Here is a 20,508-nt window from a genome sequence, read left to right on the forward strand (position 1 = left end):
CACCGGCTCAGTACGTGGCAACGGGAACCTCAGGAAGGATGTCATCATGAGTGCCCAAACAGGAAGTCCCCGCGTGGCCGGGGTGCCACATACCGACAGCTACTACGCCAGTTCCGTCAACAAACACGCGCCGTGGCCGGAACTGACAGACAATATTGAGTGCGATGTTTGTATTGTCGGTGCAGGCTATACCGGCATTTCGTCTGCTTTATATTTGTGTGAGGCCGGTTACGACGTGGTGGTGCTTGAAGCCGCGCGCGTGGGCTGGGGGGCCAGCGGGCGCAATGGCGGCCAGGTAGTCAATTCTTATAGCCGCGATATTGATGTGATCGAAGACCGCTACGGACGTCAGACCGCGGATATGCTCGGCAGTATGATGTTTGAAGGCGCGAACATTATTCGCCAGCGTATCGACCAGTATGCCATCGACTGCGATTATCGCCCCGGCTGTATTTTTGCCGCGCTGAGTACCCGTCAGTTGTCGAAGCTGCGCGAACAGCAAAAGTTATGGAACCGTTACGGCCACACTCACCTGACACTGCTGGATGAAACCGCCGTGCGTCGCGAAATCGCCACCGATCGCTACGTGGGCGGGCTGCTGGATAAAAATGGCGGTCATCTTCATCCGCTGAATCTGGTGTTGGGTGAAGCCGAAGCGGTGCGCCGTCATGGCGGACGTATATATGAGGGCTCCGCTGTCACGCGTATTGATCACGGGGAACCGGCATTAGTGCACACAGCCCGAGGTCAGGTGAAAGCCAAATATGTGATTTTGGCAGGTAATGCCTATCTCAGTCAGCAACTGGCGCCCCGCCTCACACGTCTGAGCATGCCGTGTGGCTCGCAGATCATCGCAACCGAACCCTTGTCCGATGACATGGCGCTGTCATTGTTGCCCAACAATTATTGCGTAGAAGACTGTAATTATCTGCTCGATTATTTCCGCCTTACCGCTGATAAGCGAATGCTGTATGGTGGCGGCGTGACATACGGCGGCAAAAATCCGCCCAATATCGATTCAGTGATCCTGCCCAAACTCAACCGTACTTTCCCGCAGCTTAAGGGCGTGAAGATCGATTATCGCTGGGGCGGCAATTTCCTGCTGACGTTATCACGCCTGCCGCAGTTTGGCCGGCTGGAAAATAACATTTATTACATGCAGGGTGACAGCGGGCATGGCGTTACGCTAACGCATCTGGCCGGAAAGCTCATCACCGAAATGTTGCGTGGCGATGCTGAACGCTTCGATGCGTTTGCGCGTTTGCCGCACATGCCTTTCTTCGGCGGCCGCAATTTTCAGGTCCCGTTTACCATGCTGGGCGCAGCCTATTATTCTCTGCGCGATCGCTTAGGCGTCTGATCCTTTTATCCTGTTGAAATCCTGAAAAAACCCCGCTGTTTCGCAGCGGGGAGCTCTGTTCCTCAGGCTTTGCCCGCGACCGGGAATTCACTGTCAGTCTCAACTTCGGGCAACTCATTCAGATCTGGCTCGATCCCTTGCGAAATATAATCTTTTGCTGCAACTGACTGTTCATTGCCTTGCGCATCGCGGATAAGAACATGTTTTATCGCGCCATCTTTCATCACCTCGCGGTGTACACCGGTAAATTCACTCATTGTGGTTTCCTTTTGTATGCACTGCATATAAACCTCACTCCTCTTTAAGCATAGTTTTTTATTTTTAAGTGCAACTAATAAAAATCCTAAATGACCTCAGCAACGCGATCATTTTCCTGATAAATTAAAGGCATTGTCACTGATGACGATACCGCACACCCCGCTCCATTCATGCCTTACAAGGAGAACGCTCTTGGACGCCAGCACGATTAATACTCTTTTCTTTATTGGCGCCCTGTTAGTCGCAGCGAGCATTTTGCTCAGTTCGTTCTCTTCTAAGCTTGGCATCCCTATTTTGGTCATTTTCCTGGCGATCGGCATGCTGGCGGGCGTCGACGGAATTGGCGGTATTGCCTTCGATAATTACCCCGCCGCCTATCTGATCAGTAACCTGGCGCTGGCGGTAATTTTGCTGGACGGCGGGATGCGTACGCGGGCCTCTTCCTTTCGTGTTGCCCTGTGGCCTGCCCTGTCTCTGGCGACAATCGGTGTCCTGATTACCGCCGGGTTGACCGGGCTGGCCGCCGCATGGTTGTTCAATATCAACCTGATGCAGGGTTTACTGATTGGCGCAATTATCGGTTCAACCGATGCGGCAGCCGTCTTCTCGCTGATCGGGGGTAAAGGTCTGAACGAACGTGTCAGCGCCACGCTGGAAATTGAATCCGGCAGCAACGACCCGATGGCGGTATTTCTGACCATCACCCTGATAGACATGATATCTAAAGGTGAACAGGGCCTTAGCCTGATGTTTGTTGTTGATGTGGTGCGCCAGTTTGGCCTCGGCATCGTGTTTGGTGTGGGCGGCGGCTGGCTGCTGCACAAGCTGATTAATAAGATTACGCTGGCGACCGGGCTGTATCCGCTGCTGGCATTCAGCGGGGGTTTGCTGGTGTACGCGGCAACCATGTCACTGGAAGGCAGCGGCATTCTGGCGGTGTATCTGTGCGGCCTGATGCTCGGCAATATGCCCATCCGCAACCGTCACGGTATTTTACAAACCTTTGACGGGCTGGCCTGGCTCAGCCAGATTGGTATGTTCCTGGTGCTGGGTTTGTTGCTGACGCCAAGCGATCTGTTGCCCATTGCTGTCGCAGCGCTGGCACTGTCATTGTGGATGATTCTGCTGGCACGCCCGCTGTCGGTGTTTGTCAGTCTGATCCCGTTCAAAAACTTTACCTTGCGTGAGCGCTTCTTTATTTCCTGGGTCGGGCTGCGTGGCGCAGTGCCGATCATTCTGGCAGTGTTCCCGATGATGGCCGGACTGCCTAACGCCACACTGTATTTTAATGTCGCCTTCTTTATCGTGCTGGTTTCCTTGCTGCTTCAGGGCACATCCTTAGGCTTTGCGGCCAAAAAAGCCAAAGTGCTGGTGCCGCCGCAACCAACGCCGATTTCACGCGTCGGGCTGGATATCGATGTTTATAACGACTGGGAACAATTTGTCTATCAGCTCGGTTCCGACAAATGGTGCGTCGGTGCCGCACTGCGTGATCTGCAAATGCCCCAGGCGACACGCATTGCGGCGCTGTTCCGTGGCAAAGAAATGCTGCATCCGACCGGCAGTACGCGTCTGAAGGAAGGCGATATTCTTTGTGTGATCGGCCAGGAAAAAGACTTACCGGAGCTCGGCAAGTTGTTCAGTGACAGCAATAAAGTGGTGCTTGATGACCGTTTCTTTGGTGATTTCATTTTGCAGGCTGATGCGCCGCTGGATGCCATTTCCCAGCTGTATGGTCTGAATCTGGAAGAGACGGTCGATCAGTCGCAAACCCTGGGGCATTTCGTGATCAATCTGCTCGGTGGCGAACCGGTTATCGGTGACCATATCGAATGGGACGGGCTGACGTGGACAATTGCGGAAATGGAGGGGAACCGGGTAAGCAAAGTCGGTGTCAGGATTGTAACGCAGAAGGCCTGAAAAGTAGTTTTATCGAAAGTTTCCGCCAGATAATACAAATCCCGGTCTCACACCGGGATTTGTTCAGATTAGCGGTTAATCGATCTCGCCATGCGGGTATACGTATGGCGTACACCGCGGATCGCAATACTGTAAGCCATGATATTCTCGGGCAGTGCAATCCCCATATAACCTGTATCGCCAATGTGATGCAAATCAGCCCCGGCCATTTTGCTCATCAGCGCAATTTGCCGCACCGTACTGACATCAGCGCCTTCCTGGGACGTCCCGATGGTTGTCATCGCCAGCGCCCCGTGCGCATGTGCACAGGCAATCAGCGACGTGACTTTTTCCTGACTCATCCCCGGAACAGTCCCCGGAGCAGGGATCAGAACAACATCTGCACCCTGTGACGCGGCGAGCTCCGCATTGCTGACATTGTTCAGTAAAGGCTGAGTGATGGCGATCGTTTCACTGACTAACACGCGACCTTCGCTGGCACGGATAGCATAGAGAAGCGTCTCGCGGTCCATGTTAACGACATCCGAAGCACAACAATCCAGTAATCGTTTCTTTGTCATGAGAGAGATGTCCTTATTGATTTAATAATTCACGAATTTCACTGGCAATAATTTCCGCCTGCGTACCGATGATGACCTGCAGGCCTGAATCTCCACGCTTTATCACTCCCATCGCACCCAGTTTTTTTAACGCTGGCTCCTGAATCATATCCCTGTCGACAATTTCAAGGCGCAAGCGGGTTATGCAGGCATCAACCCGTATCAGATTTTTCTTTCCGCCCAAAGCATCGAGATAGGCAGCGGCAAGCCGTGAGGAGTTAATGAAGGGACTGGCAGATTCATTCTCTTCCCCCCTGCCCGGCGTCGCAAGATTGAAACGGTGAATATCACCCGTGACCGCCGCACCCTGCTCAGGAGTAAAGGTGCCAAACACAAACCAGACCAGCGAATTAACAATATGGTGCAAGCCAACTACACGGAAAATCACATTCAGGACGCCGTAAACAAATGGCCCCACCGGCCCCGACGCAACCAGCCAGTTTCCCAGAGTGTTTACGCCGTGTTGAACCGGTGCCCACGCCCACGCCAGCACCATACCCAGCAGCAGGCAGCTCAGCCCTGTCGCAATCGGGATAAACCGTTTGCCGCCAAAGAAAGCCAGATATTCGGGTAAACGGATATTCTGATAGCGATTATATAAGACTCCCGCCAGAACCCCGGTAAGAATACCCGACAATACGCCCATGTTGAGTTCCGGGTTAGACGTTCGCCCTTTCAAAAGAACAGATTAATACCCGGTTGAATAACTCTGGTAAACCCTTCGCGGGAGTAATGTGTGGCTCAGGCATGAAATACGGCGGAGGGGCACAATGAGCAGGAAAAGAATGCGGACGTTATCTCAAAAGATAATGACATCAAAGCCTTTGTGGTGAGAACACTGCAAACCGAACAACTTTCTGATTCTCTACAACGCTTCGTAAACGGTGCCAGCAAAAGCCGTGAGGCACCGCAGACAATGAATGAATTCATCAGTGCCATAAGTAATCCGAACACCTATGTTCATCAAGCTTATGACTTACTCTTCAACGATGCTTCAACCATTGACTTCAGTAACATCCGCCAGGTTGAACAACTGATGAACCAGAATCCCTTGTTGCGGGCTACGCGTAAGTATCTGAAGCTGGTTTTCCAGGCGCTGAGTGTGAAGAACGCAAACGATAGCCTTTCAGTTTCATTCCAGCAGGGGGCACCCCATACATTTGCCAATGTAAAAGAACTGAACCACACCTTACAAAATCCCTCAAGCCTGGCACAACTTATTGGACTAAAATCTCCCGGACAAGCCTCTGAGATGCCACTGCTCCAGGAGGTCCGGCAATATTTTTCAGTACTGGCCAACGGCGGTTCACCCTCAACGGGTGCGGAGGCTAAACTAAAAGAAGAATTTGGGGGATTTATGGTGACGGGCTTTTAACGCGACTTTTTCACGACGGGAGTCTGTGCCGCACGGGGCGGCACAGAGGTTGTGTTACTGACCAGCCTGCGGGTCTTTGTCGTAGTCAGAACAAGACTGATAGCCTTTGTTCATCACATGACCGGTGTCGTTAAAGCTGACGAAATAAGTCTGGGCTTTACCATCACGCGGCGCGACCGCATAAGTCTGACATGTCCCTTTCGCATGAATCAGCGTCGCTTCCGTTGACGGTGGCCCTGCAATAGCACGAACCTGAGATTTGGTCATCCCGACTTTCACGTCGCTGACGACCGGCTCTTTCACATAACTCGCTGCACGGTCATAAGTCTGACACCCTGCCAGTACCGAAACTGCTGTAGCAACCACCAGTAACATTTTCTTGTTCATAACTTCTCCTCCTGAGTATTTTTGTCTTGTTAATCATAGAAGACGTAAGGGATTTCGCCAGCGGATATGACTTCTGTTTGTTGATTACACCCTGTTTTAAGTTTTTTCTGATAACGGCAAATGGCTGTTTTGGCGCAGCCGGATGGACATTTTTTCTCAGTACAAAAGAGGATATTCAGGGCTTTTTGATCTATACATGAAACAGATAAGCCATTGAATGCGCGACAAGGAGCCATTCCTGATGCATTTGGATCGACGCAGGTTCGTTACTTTGCTGGGTGTTATTGCCCTGATGCCGATAGCCCAAACGGGTTTCGCGACTCCCCGGGAGGTTGCCATGGATACTCTGCTGCTCGACAAACCCGACGGCGGTGTGCCGAATAACAGGTTACCGGTGCTGATTTATCACCGCGTCATTCCGCCTGATATCCCCGATAATGCCGAATATCTTGAACACCTCTTCCGTGCCAACGGCTGGCCGCCCCAGTGGCGTTATCCCGTGTATACCTTTACGCATTTTCATTCCAATACACCTGAAGTATTGGGTGTTTATGCCGGTACGGCAAAACTGCAACTGGGCGGTGAGCACGGTAATATTATTGAGGTGAATATCGGTGATGTGTTATTGCTCCCTGCAGGTATCGGCCATAAACAAATTTCCGCCGATGAAAACTTTATGCTGGTCGGCGCGTATCCGCCGGGTATCAAAGCCGATTTATGCCACGACGAACTGCCGCAACTGGCGGCGCGCACCAAAGCGGTGAACGCCGTCCCGCTGCCCGCGACAGATCCGGTAACCGGACACAGCGAAGGCAGCATGCTGGTCTGGCATCAGAAATGACCGCACATCACGCAGCAGTCAGGGTGAAACGTGCCACGGCTTTTTCCAGCCGCTGCGATTGTTCAAGTAACTGCAGGGAAGTTGCTGCTGCATGATCCGCCAGTTTGCCGTTTTGCAGCGTCACCTGGTTAAGCACGGTGATACGCTCCGAGACCTCATGAACATTTTGCCCCTGAGATTGCGTCGCGTCTGAAATCTCATTCACTAATGTGCTGAGGCTATTGAAGATATTAATGATCTCTTCCAGATTCTGGCTCAGCACTGTGACCGATGCAGAACCCCGGCCGATTTGCTGCACGGAATCGTCAATCAGCTGATGGATACCGCGCGTCGAATGGCTGCTCTTCTGCGCCAGCACACCGATTTCTTTCGCCACCACGGCAAATCCGCGCCCGTGCTGCCCGGCATGCGCCGCTTCAATGGCCGCATTCAGCGCCAGAATGTTAGTCTGAAACGCCACACTGTCGATAATCGACACAATATTGCTCATGTCTGAAGACTGGCTGACAATTTCGTTCATCGCTGTATCCACCTGCCCCATCACTTCACCGCCGCGCATCGCCACGCCTCTTGCCTGCTCAGCACGCTGACGGGCCTGCTGCACATGGATGGCGTTTTCTTTCACACGTTCATTGAGATGGGAGATATGTTCAGTGGCAGCTCTGAGCTCTTCGTTCTGAATGGCAGCCTGCGACGACAGCTCTTCGTTACCTTTCGCCATCTGATTGATATTGAGCATGATATGTGACGAGGCATCGCGCACTTCACTGACCAGTTTTTGCAAACCACGCTGCATATTTCGCAGGCTGACGCCCAGTTCGCACATTTCAGTCACCCGCGCCGGGTCAGCCGGGACATCCCGCGATAAATCCCCGGCTGCCAGAACGCTGATATGACCAATCATCCGTTGCAGCGGACGGATAATCCACGCCGAGACGCCGCGCCAGACCAGCACCGCAATTACTGCCAGAATGACCAGTGCCGCCATAAACAGCGTTTTCGCCTGCGTCAGCGCGTTGAGTAAACGGTCACTCAGTGACACCGCAATGTGCTCATTAACTGCCAGATACGCATAATATTTCTGACTGAAATCATCCTGAAAGGCCTGGACAGGCACTTCAAAGAATACGTCGATATTGCTATTTTTTTGCAGACCATCAGCCTGTTCCCGTAAGCCATCGTAGAACATCTGATAGCTGGCTTTCAGCCCGGTGGCGGCCGTATCGGCGTTTTTCGTCATGCTTTCGAATTGTGCAAACGCTTTTTGTGACGCGGCAAGCGAACCCAGCGACTCTTCCAGCAGGCTGTTCCAGCTGCCGACCGAGCCGGTTTCTTTATCCTGCATGTAATAAATGCCGGCGCGGTTCAGCTTGTCACTGGCCATCAGCAATTCCATGCGGGCTTTATCCATTACGCCTTGCTGCTGACGCAGACTTTCGGTGGCAATAACGTTGTTACGTGCATCCCGCAGGATTTTGGTGAGCACTACGGTGGAGAAGATTTGTAAAGCAGAAAACAGCGTGATAACGCAAATGACCCCGAAAAGAATTCCCCGGGGGCGTTTGATGAAATCGAATCGAAACAACTTGTTGAATCGCATTTTACCAGTAAGTAAACGAGATGTTAAAATCATGATTATTCTGCATTATTTAGAGAAGAAGCAGAATTTTACGCGCGGAAAATGACGATAATATTTCAATGAACTGACCTGACTTCGCATAGTAGCCTACTTAATTAAAGCGGCAGGAAGGCGACGGGTCAGGAGATCCCGATGAACGTACATAAGTCTGTGTTTCGGGTCCCAGAACGCCGCCAGCGCATCTGCCGCCTGGCATATGACGGATATTATTTCGGGAAAATCCAGACATGTTGCTCGGGTAACTTCAGATGACAATGCTGCGGATCGCGCACATCTGTACCGTAAGCACGGATCACAAAATCATCGCCAGATGTGCGGAACAGATATTCCCAGCGGTCACCCAGATACATGCTGGTCAGAAGGGGGAGCTCCAGCTGATTCTCGCCCGGCCCGTCTGCCAGCACCACGCGTTCAACACGGATCACCGCTGTCCCCTCCTGCCCTGCCTGCACTCCCTCACCCGCCAGCCCCCACAACACCCAGTCGCTGCCTTCGATACGCGCTTTACCCTCACGCACTTCGGTGATTTTGCCGTGCAGGCGATTGTTGCTGCCCATAAATTCGGCGGTAAACAGCGTTTTTGGCGAACCGTACATTTCCTGCGGCGTACCCTGCTGCTCTATTTTACCGTTATTGAGCAAAAGAATGCGGTCTGAAATCGCCATCGCTTCGTTCTGATCATGCGTCACCATCAGTGCCGACAGCCCGAGTTTAATGATCAGTTCGCGCAGGAATACCCGCGCCTCCTCACGCAGTTTGGCATCGAGGTTCGACAACGGCTCATCAAGCAAAATCACCGGCGGGTTGTAGACCAGCGCCCGGCCAATTGCCACGCGTTGTTGTTGACCGCCGGAAAGCTGATGCGGATGACGCTTGCCCAGATGCCCGAGACCCAGCTGATTCAACACATCCTGTACGCGCCGGGTGATTTCATCCGCCGAAACCTTACGTAATTTCAGCGGATAGGCCACGTTCTCAAACACGGTTTTGTGAGGCCACAGTGCGTACGACTGAAACACTAACCCGAGGTTGCGCTCTTCGGCCGGAATTTCGCTGCGCGGTGTGCCGTCGTACACTTTGTTTTTGCCAATGACGATGGTGCCTTTCACCGGCTTTTCCAGCCCGGCGACTGCACGCAGTAATGTCGTTTTGCCACTGCCTGAAGGCCCGAGCAACGATACCACTTCACCGCGTTTGAGCTCCATGGAAACGCCCTTCAGCACCGGATTGTCACCATAAGTTAAGTGCAGGTTGTCAACCGATAATTCAATCATGTAATTTCACTCCGAAACGAAGGGCAATACCCAGACCTAATACCACCAGCAGGATGTTAATAAAGGAAAGCGCGGCAACGATATCAATAGCCCCCGCCGCCCACAGAGAAACCAGCATCGAGCCGATGGTTTCCGTACCCGGCGAAAGCAGATACACCCCGGTGGAATATTCGCGTTCGAAAATCAGGAACATCAACAGCCAGGAACCAATCAGGCCATAACGTGACAGCGGAATGGTGACATGGCGGGTGATCTGCCCGCGGGTTGCACCGGTACTGCGCGCGGCCTCTTCCAGCTCCGGCCCGACCTGCAACAGTGTTGAGGAAATCAACCGCAGCCCGTACGCCATCCACACCACGGTATAGGCCAGCCAGACGCTGAAAATGGTACTGCGCAACGATCGCAGCCAGACCACCAGGTTATCGCGCAACCATTGCGACCACGGCATGCCGGAAAGCCAGCCGGATTTGAGCGCGTTATCCAGCCACATCGGCAGGAACAGAAACACCCATAAGAATGCCAGACCGGCCAGCAGCCCCGGCACCGCACGCGGCACCAGCACGCTGTAATCGAGGAAACGGGTGATGCCGTCCGGTTTACGGTGCATTGCAATACCGATAAACAAATAACAGGCTACTGCCAGCGCGCCGCCGATGACGCCGATGGCCATCGAGTTGACGATGGCGCGCAGCAGGTTCGGCTGTTCCCAGATCGTACGGAACGTATTGAGCGACAGTTCATCCCAGAGGGAAACCCCGACGCCCCAGTTGGAGATAAACGCCCGCAGTATTACACCTATCAGCGGAACGCCGATGGTTACGGTCAGCCAGAACGCCACCACGGCACCGGCCACCCAGCGCCATTTGCCGAGCGGCAGGGCACGCGCCTGCGAGGCTTTACCTTTCACCGTGACGAACCGGTTCGCGGTACGCATCAGACGGCGCTGTAACATCACCAGCGGAATAGTGATACATATCAGCACCACCGCCACGGCGGCCATCAGATGATAAGACGGCGTACCAAGTTTATTAGTCAGCTGATAAAGATAGGTTGCCAGCACCATGTTGCCTTCCGGATCGCCCAGCACCAGCATCAGGCCAAAAACTTCCAGCCCGAGGAAGAACAGCAAAACGGTGGCGTAAAGGATCGACGGACGAACCATCGGCAGGCTGACAGCGGTCATCACCTGTAGCGGCGAGGCACCTGCGGTTCGCGCCGCTTCCTCAACATCCGACCCGACGCTGCGCAGTGCCGAGGAGATGTACAGATAGGCGTGCGGAACGTGCGTCAGTCCGGCAATCACCACGATGCTCGACATGTCGTAGATATTCCATGGCACAAACCCGAGCACCGACTGGGCCCACAGCGAGAAAAACCCGACCGGTCCGGCGGCCACCACGTAACCGAAGCCTAATACCATCGGTGACACAAAAATCGGCACCAGGATCAGCGGCTCAATCACGCGTCGGCCCGGTAAATCCGTACGCACCATCAGGAACGCCAGGATACCGCCGAGCGGGATTGCGATAACGACCAGCCCGAAAGCCAGAATAAAGCCACTTTTCAGCGCCTTGTAGAAGTCCGGATCGGTAAATATGAATCCAAAGGATTCGAGGCTCCATTCTTTTGACGGTGAAAAGAACGGCGCGGAGAGGAAACTCTGTATCACGATAAACGACAACGGAATGTAGATAACCAGCGCCGTTATCAACACCACAATGCCGCGCGGCAGGCTTTGCCACTTTCTGCGCAATGCATTCATGTTACTTCCCTTCGGTTAGAAACAAGGAGAGCGAAATCAGGCAGGAAAAAGGAAGCGCGACGGAAAAGGCCGCGCTTCGATATGTCACTACTTGGCAGCAGCGGTACGCCATTGTTTGATGTAATCGAGGCGTTTTTTCTGTTGCAAATATTCCAGCAGAGTCTCATCCACCGGGATAGGCTTGAGCGCATTGCCCAGCATTTTGGTCATACCGTCAATATCGTTTTTGCCTTCGATATCGTTACGGATGGACGGGATATCAGCCTGATTAGCCAGAATGCTTTGCCCTTTCTCAGACAGCACATAATCCAGCCACAGTTTGGCCGCGTTGCTGTTTTTCGATTCCTGACTGATGAAGGAAACGCGGGAAAGTACCAGGGTGTAATCCTTCGGATAGGAAATCCCCAATGACGGGTCGGTTTTAGCACGGGCTTCGGCGTAGGAACCCAAAATATTAAAGCCGATGAGGTTTTCGCCGGAAGAGACGCGCTCCATCATGGTGCCGGTAGAGGACTGCACCGCTAAGCCGCCTTTGGCCACATCAGCCAGCGTTTTGAAATAATTCGGATCAGCTTTGAAATCCTGCACGGACAACATAAAACCGAGGCCGGATTTCTCAATGTCGTAAGTAGTCACTTTTTTGTTGAATTTTTCGGTCTGGCTGGCGATGAGTTTTGCCAGTGCCGCATGGGAATCGGGAACATCACCGGCCGGGATCAGACGTTTGTTATAGATAAATACCACAGGCTCATATGTCGTGCCGTAGGCTTTGTCTTTCCACACCGCCCATTTTGGCAGCTGGCCCTGTTCGGGGGATTTATACTCCTGCGCGTAGTCGGTCGCCAGTTTCAATGCGGTGTCCATTGAAGAGCTCCACACCACGTCGCCGCTGGTGCCGCCCGCTGCCTGTTCGCTGATGTAACGGTTGTACAGTTCGGTACTGTTCATGTCGTTATATTCAACTTTGATACCCGGATATGTCGCCTCGAAACCCTGAATCAGCGGACCGGCTGCTTTGGTATCTGTGGTGGAATAAACCACCACTTTGCCTTCTTTGGTCGCCGCATCGACGATTTTCTGATAGTCGGCCGGGTAGCCCTGAGGTAATGCAGACATTGCAGAGGAAGACATCATCACAGCCGCAGCAATCAGAGAGAATCGTAATTTGTTGGTCATTATTGTTAACCTCTAGTTACATTTGGGAAACTAAAAATCAACATAGCGCATAACATCTGACAGGCAATGGGGTAATTTTTTTATCTTCCCGATTTGTGAGTCGGGGCGTTTTTTAGGTAATTAACACCATAAAAACCACAGCTAAAACACAAAACAGGCCACCTGAATGACCTGTTTTAGCTGTCTCTATACGACGTTTATTTAAAATATCCGGCGGTATCGATATCCGTGAGTAAATCCTGATGTTCAGGCTTCCAGCCCAGAACATCGCGGGTGATCTGACTGGAAGTCGGATTGTTAAGCGAGGCAAAGTGGGTAAACCAGCCAAAATGTGCAGCGGCCTCTTGCGCATTTTTACTGACTACCGGCAGATTCAGATGTTTGCCAATCATTGTGGCGATCTCACGAAATGGCACGCCTTCTTCTGCGCTGGCGTGATAAATGGCATTCTGTGCACCTTTCTCCAGCGCCAGTACAAATACCCGTGCAGCATCAAAACGGTGAACCGCAGGCCAGCAGTTTTCGCCATCACCGGGATACGCCGATTCCCCCTTTTCCCTCGCCATCGCAATAATCAGCGGTACAAAGCCATGATCACCCTCGCCATGCACCGACGGCGGGAGACGTACCAGAGACACCCGCACGCCCTGCTCAGCCAGCTTAGCGACAGCAAGATCGGACGCCACACGGAAATTTTGCCCGTGTGGATCCGCTAAATCGTTTTCAGTCACCAGACGTCCTGTGTTCACCCGCGCGGTCGCGGTGCCGGAGGTGACGATCAACGGTTTATTTGTTCCCTTCAGCGCAGCACCTAAGACGCCAATCGCCTGCCGGTCTTTTTCGCAGTTCTCCTCAAACCTGGAGAAATCATGGATAAACGCCATATGGATCACGCCATCGGCCTGCTCCGCGCCGGATGTAAGACTTTCCGGATCTTCAATACTGCCGCGATGCACACCCGCCCCCACGTCGGTCAGCGCCTGTGCCGCCGCATCCGAGCGGGCCAGTCCCAGCACCTGATGACCGGCGCGCAGCAATTCCTGCACCACCGCAGAACCGACAAAACCTGTTGCACCTGTCACGAATACACGCATTTCGAATTCCCCTGTTATTGGCCATTCAGTTGTGGCTGAAAATAAGCATGTTTTACGTGACAAAATATAGGCGCTGGAGAAAAGACGATCTATGCGCTAATGTCCGCATTATCTTTGCAATCGTCCGGAGTGGTTGGTGGATCCTCTTTCTGATGTGTTAGCGCTGCTGAAGCCACGCAGTTATATGTCCAAAGGTTTTGAAGCCGGAGGGGCCTGGTCGGTGCAATTTCCCGAGCATTATCAGTCGATTAAATGTAACGCGATCATTACCGGCGAGTGCTGGCTGGCAGTCGATTCGGTGCCCGGTGCGGTGCATCTCAGAGCCGGTGACTGCTTTGTCTTACCCAGCGGCCGCCCGTTCCGGCTGGCCAGCGATCTGAACATTCAGCCGGTCGATGCCGGGCATATTTTCCAACAGTCACAGGATGGCGGGACCGTTTCCTGCAACGGCGGCCACGATTTCTTCCTCACCGGCAGCCGGTTTGCGGTCAGTGGCCCTGACGCCACCACGTTGCTGGCGATGTTACCGCCGGTAGTGCATATCTCGAAAGAATCCGACAAAGAAAGTTTGCGCTGGGCGGTTGAACGGATGATGCAGGAATTGCGTGACCCGCGGCCGGGCGGGTTGCTTATCGCTCAGCATATGGCACATATGATGCTGGTGCAGGCGTTGCGGATGTACGTGGATAATGCAGCGGAAGGTGAAGGCAGCGGCTGGTTTGCCGCCCTGGCCGATAAGAAGTTATCCAGGGCGCTGAATGCCATGCATGAAAACCCGGCGCAGCGCTGGACGGTGCAGACGCTGGCGGAACGTGCAGGTATGTCGCGTTCGGTGTTCTCACAGAAATTTAAACTGGCCGTAGGCAGCGCGCCGCTGGAATACCTTACGCGCTGGCGGATGTTACTGGCCGGAGACCGGCTGGCGAACAGTAAAGAACCGGTGTCCGCTGTGGCGCTGTCGCTCGGTTACCAATCTGAAAGCGCCTTCAGCACCGCGTTTAAGCGTACGCTGGGATGCTCACCCCGGCAGTACAGCCAGCGGGAAACGGGCTGACTGAAAACAGAAATGTTGAAAAGGCATGAATTTCAGGCACAAAAAAAGCCGCTAATGGCTTAGCAGCTTTATCGTGTTGTTTATGGCGGAGGAGGAGAGATTCGAACTCTCGAATGGTTTCCCATCGCCGGTTTTCAAGACCGGTGCCTTCAGCCGCTCGGCCACCCCTCCGTAAACAACAAGTACTTTACGACTTCAGTCGTTCAGTACGGGGCGTAGTATACAAGACCGGAAAAAAGATGCAAACATTATTTTCAGTCTAGTTTGTTGATTTTATGAGCATTTAAATCATATGCACAAAGTCGTGCATAAATGACAGACACAAAAAAAGCCGCTAATGACTTAGCAGCTTTCTTGTGTTGTTTATGGCGGAGGAGGAGAGATTCGAACTCTCGAATGGTTTCCCATCGCCGGTTTTCAAGACCGGTGCCTTCAGCCGCTCGGCCACCCCTCCGCAACGAAGCGAACTATAAACAGTGCCGATCCGCTTGTAAAGCCTGATGCAGTCCGATTGCCTGAAAAACAGGCATTCGGTTCGCAAACGGCGATTTAAGCATCGTTTCGGTGACTTTGACGTCCGGATGCCGCACCCTGCCCGCGCTGAACAGGTAAAGAAGGGTAAAACGTCTTTCATCACGTACGACAACGACTTACACTCCAATCTGTTTGTATTTTCACCGACTCCAACTTTTTGTTAAGAGTGAGAATTCTATTATGGACCGTATGAATCGTATCGTTGCCTCTACGTCATCACGCGCTGGCTCGTTGCTAAGTACGCACCGGGTGCTGCGTAATACTTATTTTCTGTTAGCACTGACCCTCGGCGTTTCAGCGATTACAGCGACGGCGAGTACGGTTCTGAGATTGCCGTCTCCCGGTTTTCTGCTGACCATCGTTGGCTTCTATGGCCTGATGTTCCTGACCTACCGCACGGCTAACAGTCCTGCGGGGATTTTGTCTGCCTTCGCACTGACCGGCTTTATGGGTTACACGCTGGGGCCGTTACTGAGCTCGCTGCTTTCAGCCGGTGCCGGTGACATTATTATGCTGGCCCTGGGCGGCACTGCCCTGGTGTTCTTCTGCTGTTCAGCCTACGTGCTGACCACGCGCAAAGACATGTCGTTCCTGTCCGGTATGATGATGGCGGGTTTTGTGGTGCTGCTGGTGGCGGTAATCGCTAACCTGTTCCTGCAAATTCCGGCGCTGTCGCTGGCGATCAGCTGCCTGTTTATTTTGTTCTCCGCAGGGGCCATTTTATGGGAAACCAGCAATATTATTCAGGGTGGCGAAACCAACTATATTCGTGCGACCGTCAGCCTGTATGTCTCGCTGTACAACATATTTGTCAGCCTGTTAAGCATTCTGGGCATGTCATCGCGTAACTGATAATGCCTGTTGTGAAGGGAAGCCCCGCCGAGTGCGGGGCTTTTTATTTTGTCTGACCGGTGTTTTTGTTAAACTGACCGCCGCATTTTTACAGGCTGAGGTTATATGCTGGAGTTTGAAGGTCAGGTTATTGAAACCGACGCTCAGGGTTACCTGAAAAACAGTCATGAGTGGCAGGAAGGTATGGCGCCACTGCTGGCGGAAGAAGAGGGGATAGTTCTGACTGATGCTCACTGGGAAGTGGTGCGGTTTGTGCGCGAATTTTACCTCGAATTCAACACGTCTCCTGCCGTGCGCATGCTGGTAAAAGCAATGGCGCAAAAATACGGCGAAGAAAAAGGCAACAGCCGCTATCTGTTCCGGCTGTTCCCCAAAGGTCCGGCCAAACAGGCCACGAAAATTGCGGGCCTGCCAAAACCGGTGAAGTGCCTGTGAAAAATTTCAGTATTTGATTTTAAAATCGCTGTAATTGCCAGGCGCGGTCGGCTCGCTAAGCACGCGATCAACGCGTGCATGTTTCGGTCCGCCCTGCTTCAGCCAGGCTAAAAGCTGATCCACTTTCTCCTGTTCCCCGCATGCCACCACTTCGACGCTGCCATCCTCAAGATTTTTTGCGTAACCGGTAAGACCTAAACCCGTGGCCTGGTGTTGAGTCGCAAAACGAAAACCAACGCCCTGCACCATGCCGTATACATAGGCGGCTATACTGACTGTTGCCATAATATTCTCTCCGTTAGCGGTATGGTTCGTTGCAATTTGACCTGCATGACCGGACAATGTCGCTCTTTTTTGTCTCCGAACTGACAGAACCTAATTTTATGACTGCACGTTTAATGCTGGCCAAAGGCCGTGAAAAATCACTTCTTCGTCGCCACCCGTGGGTGTTTTCCGGCGCTGTTTCGCGCATCGAAGGTAAAGCCCATTCCGGCGAGACTATAGATATTGTAGACAGTCAGGGAAAATGGCTGGCGCGTGGCGCCTATTCGCCGTCCTCGCAGATCCGTGCACGCGTCTGGACATTCAAACAAGATGAAGACATTGATATTGAGTTCTTCATCCACCGTTTACAGCAGGCACAGCGCTGGCGCGATTATATTGCACAACGTGACGGACTGGACGGATACCGCCTGATTGCCGGCGAATCTGATGGCCTGCCCGGCATCACGATCGACCGTTTCCAGAATTTTCTTGTGCTGCAATTGCTGTCAGCCGGTGCAGAATATCAGCGTGCCCCGCTGATTGCTGCACTGCAACATTGCTATCCGCAATGCGCTATCTGGGATCGTTCCGACGTCGCCGTGCGTAAAAAAGAAGGTCTGGAACTGACTCAGGGACATGTATTGGGCGAAGAGCCTCCTGCCCTGCTGCCGATTCAGGAGCACGGTATGAGCCTGCTGGTGGATATTAAAGAAGGCCACAAAACAGGCTTCTATCTTGACCAGCGTGACAGCCGTCTTGCCGCACGCAATTATGCCGCCGGTCGTAACGTTCTGAACTGCTTCTCTTACACCGGCGCTTTTGCGGTGTCTGCGCTGATGGGCGGCTGTACCAAAGTCACCAACGTGGATACCTCTCAGGCGGCGCTCGATGTGGCCCGTCAGAACGTTGAACTGAACAAACTGGATCTGTCGAAAGCAGAGTTCGTGCGCGAAGATGTCTTCCAGTTGCTGCGCAAATACCGCACCGAAGGCCAGCAGTTCGACATGATCGTGATGGATCCGCCAAAATTCGTTGAGAACAAAAACCAGCTGGCCAGCGCCTGTCGCGGTTACAAAGATATTAATATGCTGGCGCTGCAACTGCTGCGTCCGGGCGGTATTCTGCTGAGTTTCTCCTGTTCAGGTTTATTGCCAACAGATTTATTCCAGAAAATTCTGGCTGATGCTGCGCTGGACGCTGGTCGTGAGATCCAGTTCGTCGAGCAGTTCCGTCAGGCAGCCGACCATCCGGTTACTGGCGCTTACCCTGAAGGGCTATATCTGAAAGGGTTCGCCTGTCTGGTAATAAACTGACAAAATAAGCGCGGTGTGCTGTTGTGACGGCATGCCAGCGAATTTTAAGCAGATTACGTGGTCAAAACTTGAAATAGCCCGTTTTATCTCCATATAGGGATTAATGAATTATTTTGGGAGGTCACTATGATTGCCAGTAAATACGGTATCGGACAACAGGTCCGGCACAGGCTGTTAGGTTATCTGGGCGTGGTCATTGATGTTGATGCCGAATATTCGCTCGATAAGCCTGAAGTTGATGAGGTTGCTGCTAATGAATCAATGCGTACCGCTCCCTGGTACCATGTTGTCATGGAAGATGAAGAAGGCCAGCCGGTTCATACCTATCTGGCTGAAATTCAGATCGATCATGAAATAGCCCGCTCCCATCCGGAACAAGCCTCGCTGGATGAGCTGGCGGCGTCAATCCGCCACCAGTTACAGGCCCCGCGTCTGCGTAACTAAAACGTTGGCCTTCTCCTGACGAAATGAAAAATAAAAACCGGCGCCAGTAGCCGGTTTTTTTACAGGCAGGATCCACAGAAGGTCACTTTTCCATGCCCAGACGCGGGAGCTCAATTTTAGGACAACGATCCATGACCACTTTCAGCCCGGCTTCTTTTGCCAGCACAGCGGCCTGTTCATTAATGACGCCCAGCTGCAACCACAACACTTTCGCTTTAATCGCGATCGCTTCCTGCGCGACGCTATAAGCAGCATCAGCATTACGGAACACATCCACCATATCTACCGGATGAGGGATTTCTGCCAGCGAACCATAAGCTTTCTGACCCAGCAGCGCCTGCCCTGCCAGTTTCGGGCTGACCGGGATCACCTCAAAGCCCTGAGAAAGCAAATATGCCATGACGCCGTAGCTTGGACGTCCGGGATTATCACTGGCACCCACGAGCGCGATGGTTTTCACTTCTTCAAGAATCTTGCGAATATCGTTGTCTTGCATGGGTTTATCTCCTTTGGCCTGTCTGCATTAAGTGTAACGCAGCCTGACCATTCCGACAGCCCCGGCGAGAAAAAGAAACGCGAGCAGGATCATCTCAGAGGGAAATTAAAACATTTTGTAAAACTTTGACACACAATCGTCATTCCTGAATAATAGAGAGTGAACAACGTTGTGTCTGAGGAGAGAAGAATGAAAATCTGTCATGCGCTGGTCGCATTAGCGAGTCTCAGCCTGATGGTGTCAGCTTCGGCGACCTCCCTTAAATTGTCCCCCGATGTCGATGTTCTGGTGATTGATGGCAAACAGATGTCAGGCGCAATCCTTAAAGGCGCGGATAGCCTGGAACTGGATGGCGGTCAGCATCAGATTCTGTTTCAGGTCAGCAAAAATGTCAGTTCCGTCGCTCAACAGGTGCCGGTAACCTACCATTCGCCTGCGCTTATCGTCACTTTCAATGCTAAACGTAATCGTTCCGTTTCTTTCGTGTTGCCAAAACTGAGCAACGACAGTGAAACGGCACAATTTAGCCAGCAGATGAATTATCAGCTCGTTGATGAACAAGGCCGTCAGATACCCACGCAACGTGACATCCTCAATAGGTTTAATCCCGGACATTCCGCAGACGCTGAAAAATTGATGATAACCTACAATTTGTCGGGCGCACGTGCAGCAGTTCCCTCATTCGCCAAAGGTATTACAGAGAAAAAAACGGCGTTATCCACCGACGCAACGTCTCAAATTTCTCTCGTTTATCTTCATCCGTTGTGGACACGTCTGGCCGCGAATGCAGGCTTTGAGCGGTTGTTATTCTGGTTAAGACTACCGGATAATCAGGAACGGGCGTCATAACGTAATCTGCATCACGCATTCCCTCTTCTTCACGCCGAATTATCCCGCCTGAGCTATGCAGTAAAACGCAGTTTCAGTATTCTGTGATCCACTTTTACTTTCGCGTTGAAGGGAATTAGATGGAATACACAACCCGCACGATTGCAAAACAAAAACATATTGCTCTGGTGGCGCATGACCACTGCAAAAGCACCCTGCTGAAATGGGTTGATAAAAACGTTGCGGAACTTTCGCAGCATATTCTCTATGCCACCGGCACGACCGGCAATCTGGTTCAGCGTAATACGGGGATTGATGTCAAAAGCATGCTGAGCGGCCCGATGGGCGGCGATCAACAAGTAGGTGCGCTGATTGCCGAAGGCAAAATTGATATGCTGATTTTCCTCTGGGATCCACTCAATGCTGTTCCGCATGATCCGGATGTGAAAGCCCTGCTGCGCCTGGCGACCGTGTGGAATATTCCGGTGGCAACCAATCTGTCCACGGCTGACTTCCTGATCCAGTCCCCGCTGTTCCGGTCTGAAGTCGATATCACTATTCCAGATTATCAGCGTTATCTGTGGTCACGCCTGAAAGAATAAC

22 protein-coding genes and 2 tRNA genes are annotated in these 20,508 nt (G+C 52.5%); 11 read left to right on the plus strand and 13 right to left on the minus strand.

What is annotated here, in order from left to right; translation table 11 throughout:
* The first annotated feature begins 46 nt into the window (after window positions 1–46).
* Complete coding sequence (locus tag ACOZIO_RS05785) at window positions 47–1,360, plus strand: NAD(P)/FAD-dependent oxidoreductase (RefSeq protein WP_129952550.1); 1,314 nt, start codon at window positions 47–49, stop codon at window positions 1,358–1,360.
* Window positions 1,361–1,422: 62 nt separating this feature from the next.
* Here the strand turns inward: ACOZIO_RS05785 and ACOZIO_RS05790 are convergent, their stop codons facing one another.
* Window positions 1,423–1,617, minus strand: coding sequence for a hypothetical protein (locus ACOZIO_RS05790; protein ID WP_165383713.1), 195 nt, complete (start codon window positions 1,615–1,617; stop codon window positions 1,423–1,425).
* 193 nt (window positions 1,618–1,810) lie between these two features.
* Here ACOZIO_RS05790 and ACOZIO_RS05795 point away from each other — a divergent pair, with 193 nt between their 5' ends.
* On the plus strand, window positions 1,811–3,538 hold the full coding sequence (locus ACOZIO_RS05795; RefSeq protein WP_129952548.1) for a potassium/proton antiporter: 1,728 nt from the start codon (window positions 1,811–1,813) through the stop codon (window positions 3,536–3,538).
* Between the two features lie 68 nt (window positions 3,539–3,606).
* Here the strand turns inward: ACOZIO_RS05795 and ACOZIO_RS05800 are convergent, their stop codons facing one another.
* Entirely contained in the window at window positions 3,607–4,098 is a 492-nt protein-coding gene (locus tag ACOZIO_RS05800) for a hypothetical protein (RefSeq protein ID WP_129952547.1), read from the minus strand.
* Window positions 4,099–4,111: 13 nt separating this feature from the next.
* The gene (locus ACOZIO_RS05805) at window positions 4,112–4,783 is read right to left on the minus strand and encodes a PTS transporter subunit EIIC (RefSeq protein WP_129952546.1); all 672 of its coding nucleotides are present in this window, start codon (window positions 4,781–4,783) and stop codon (window positions 4,112–4,114) included.
* Between the two features lie 270 nt (window positions 4,784–5,053).
* On the opposite strand from ACOZIO_RS05805, the gene ACOZIO_RS05810 reads away from it, so the two are divergent.
* The gene (locus ACOZIO_RS05810; protein ID WP_421595073.1) at window positions 5,054–5,512 is read left to right on the plus strand and encodes a hypothetical protein; all 459 of its coding nucleotides are present in this window, start codon (window positions 5,054–5,056) and stop codon (window positions 5,510–5,512) included.
* A gap of 54 nt (window positions 5,513–5,566) precedes the next feature.
* On the opposite strand, the gene osmE is transcribed toward ACOZIO_RS05810, so the two are convergent.
* On the minus strand, window positions 5,567–5,899 hold the full coding sequence (osmE, locus tag ACOZIO_RS05815) for an osmotically-inducible lipoprotein OsmE (protein ID WP_129952544.1): 333 nt from the start codon (window positions 5,897–5,899) through the stop codon (window positions 5,567–5,569).
* Between the two features lie 241 nt (window positions 5,900–6,140).
* On the opposite strand from osmE, the gene ACOZIO_RS05820 reads away from it, so the two are divergent.
* Window positions 6,141–6,740: a cupin gene (locus ACOZIO_RS05820; RefSeq protein WP_421595075.1), complete on the plus strand. Its 600-nt coding sequence runs from the start codon at window positions 6,141–6,143 to the stop codon at window positions 6,738–6,740.
* Window positions 6,741–6,747: 7 nt separating this feature from the next.
* On the opposite strand, the gene ACOZIO_RS05825 is transcribed toward ACOZIO_RS05820, so the two are convergent.
* The 5 genes from ACOZIO_RS05825 to ACOZIO_RS05845 all read right to left on the minus strand — a co-directional run bounded on the left by ACOZIO_RS05825 (window position 6,748) and on the right by ACOZIO_RS05845 (window position 13,685).
* A complete protein-coding gene (locus ACOZIO_RS05825) occupies window positions 6,748–8,340 on the minus strand; it encodes a methyl-accepting chemotaxis protein (protein ID WP_421595076.1) in 1,593 nt (530 codons plus the stop codon).
* A gap of 245 nt (window positions 8,341–8,585) precedes the next feature.
* Entirely contained in the window at window positions 8,586–9,653 is a 1,068-nt protein-coding gene (locus tag ACOZIO_RS05830; RefSeq protein WP_217139108.1) for an ABC transporter ATP-binding protein, read from the minus strand.
* On the minus strand, window positions 9,646–11,415 hold the full coding sequence (locus tag ACOZIO_RS05835) for an ABC transporter permease (protein WP_129952540.1): 1,770 nt from the start codon (window positions 11,413–11,415) through the stop codon (window positions 9,646–9,648). The genes ACOZIO_RS05830 and ACOZIO_RS05835 overlap by 8 nt, the downstream gene beginning before the upstream one ends.
* A gap of 87 nt (window positions 11,416–11,502) precedes the next feature.
* Entirely contained in the window at window positions 11,503–12,591 is a 1,089-nt protein-coding gene (locus ACOZIO_RS05840; protein ID WP_129952539.1) for an ABC transporter substrate-binding protein, read from the minus strand.
* 197 nt (window positions 12,592–12,788) lie between these two features.
* A complete protein-coding gene (locus ACOZIO_RS05845; RefSeq protein ID WP_129952538.1) occupies window positions 12,789–13,685 on the minus strand; it encodes an SDR family oxidoreductase in 897 nt (298 codons plus the stop codon).
* A gap of 136 nt (window positions 13,686–13,821) precedes the next feature.
* Between ACOZIO_RS05845 and ACOZIO_RS05850 the strand changes: the two genes are divergently transcribed.
* Window positions 13,822–14,739, plus strand: a complete 918-nt coding sequence (locus ACOZIO_RS05850; protein WP_217158355.1) for an AraC family transcriptional regulator — start codon at window positions 13,822–13,824, stop codon at window positions 14,737–14,739.
* 83 nt (window positions 14,740–14,822) lie between these two features.
* On the opposite strand, the gene ACOZIO_RS05855 is transcribed toward ACOZIO_RS05850, so the two are convergent.
* Window positions 14,823–14,910 (minus strand) — tRNA-Ser (locus ACOZIO_RS05855).
* 195 nt (window positions 14,911–15,105) lie between these two features.
* Window positions 15,106–15,193: transfer RNA gene (locus ACOZIO_RS05860), tRNA-Ser, on the minus strand.
* 269 nt (window positions 15,194–15,462) lie between these two features.
* Here ACOZIO_RS05860 and yccA point away from each other — a divergent pair.
* The gene (gene yccA, locus ACOZIO_RS05865; protein ID WP_129952786.1) at window positions 15,463–16,125 is read left to right on the plus strand and encodes an FtsH protease modulator YccA; all 663 of its coding nucleotides are present in this window, start codon (window positions 15,463–15,465) and stop codon (window positions 16,123–16,125) included.
* 105 nt (window positions 16,126–16,230) lie between these two features.
* On the plus strand, window positions 16,231–16,560 hold the full coding sequence (gene tusE, locus ACOZIO_RS05870; RefSeq protein WP_129952536.1) for a sulfurtransferase TusE: 330 nt from the start codon (window positions 16,231–16,233) through the stop codon (window positions 16,558–16,560).
* Window positions 16,561–16,566: 6 nt separating this feature from the next.
* Here tusE and yccX read toward each other — a convergent pair whose 3' ends face one another.
* Window positions 16,567–16,845: an acylphosphatase gene (yccX, locus tag ACOZIO_RS05875; protein WP_013574886.1), complete on the minus strand. Its 279-nt coding sequence runs from the start codon at window positions 16,843–16,845 to the stop codon at window positions 16,567–16,569.
* 98 nt (window positions 16,846–16,943) lie between these two features.
* On the opposite strand from yccX, the gene rlmI reads away from it, so the two are divergent.
* Window positions 16,944–18,137, plus strand: coding sequence for a 23S rRNA (cytosine(1962)-C(5))-methyltransferase RlmI (rlmI, locus tag ACOZIO_RS05880; protein ID WP_421595078.1), 1,194 nt, complete (start codon window positions 16,944–16,946; stop codon window positions 18,135–18,137).
* Between the two features lie 126 nt (window positions 18,138–18,263).
* On the plus strand, window positions 18,264–18,581 hold the full coding sequence (hspQ, locus tag ACOZIO_RS05885; protein WP_129952533.1) for a heat shock protein HspQ: 318 nt from the start codon (window positions 18,264–18,266) through the stop codon (window positions 18,579–18,581).
* Between the two features lie 82 nt (window positions 18,582–18,663).
* Here hspQ and ACOZIO_RS05890 read toward each other — a convergent pair whose 3' ends face one another.
* Window positions 18,664–19,077: a CoA-binding protein gene (locus ACOZIO_RS05890; protein WP_421595080.1), complete on the minus strand. Its 414-nt coding sequence runs from the start codon at window positions 19,075–19,077 to the stop codon at window positions 18,664–18,666.
* 189 nt (window positions 19,078–19,266) lie between these two features.
* Here ACOZIO_RS05890 and ACOZIO_RS05895 point away from each other — a divergent pair, with 189 nt between their 5' ends.
* Both ACOZIO_RS05895 and ACOZIO_RS05900 read left to right on the plus strand, forming a co-directional pair.
* Window positions 19,267–19,926, plus strand: a complete 660-nt coding sequence (locus ACOZIO_RS05895; RefSeq protein WP_129952531.1) for a DUF2057 family protein — start codon at window positions 19,267–19,269, stop codon at window positions 19,924–19,926.
* 119 nt (window positions 19,927–20,045) lie between these two features.
* Entirely contained in the window at window positions 20,046–20,507 is a 462-nt protein-coding gene (locus ACOZIO_RS05900) for a methylglyoxal synthase (RefSeq protein ID WP_129952530.1), read from the plus strand.
* The last annotated feature ends 1 nt before the right edge of the window (window position 20,508 follow it).

Origin of the sequence: Rahnella sp. PD4, assembly GCF_049199325.1 — a bacterium.
Classification (GTDB): Bacteria; Pseudomonadota; Gammaproteobacteria; order Enterobacterales; family Enterobacteriaceae; genus Rahnella; species Rahnella perminowiae.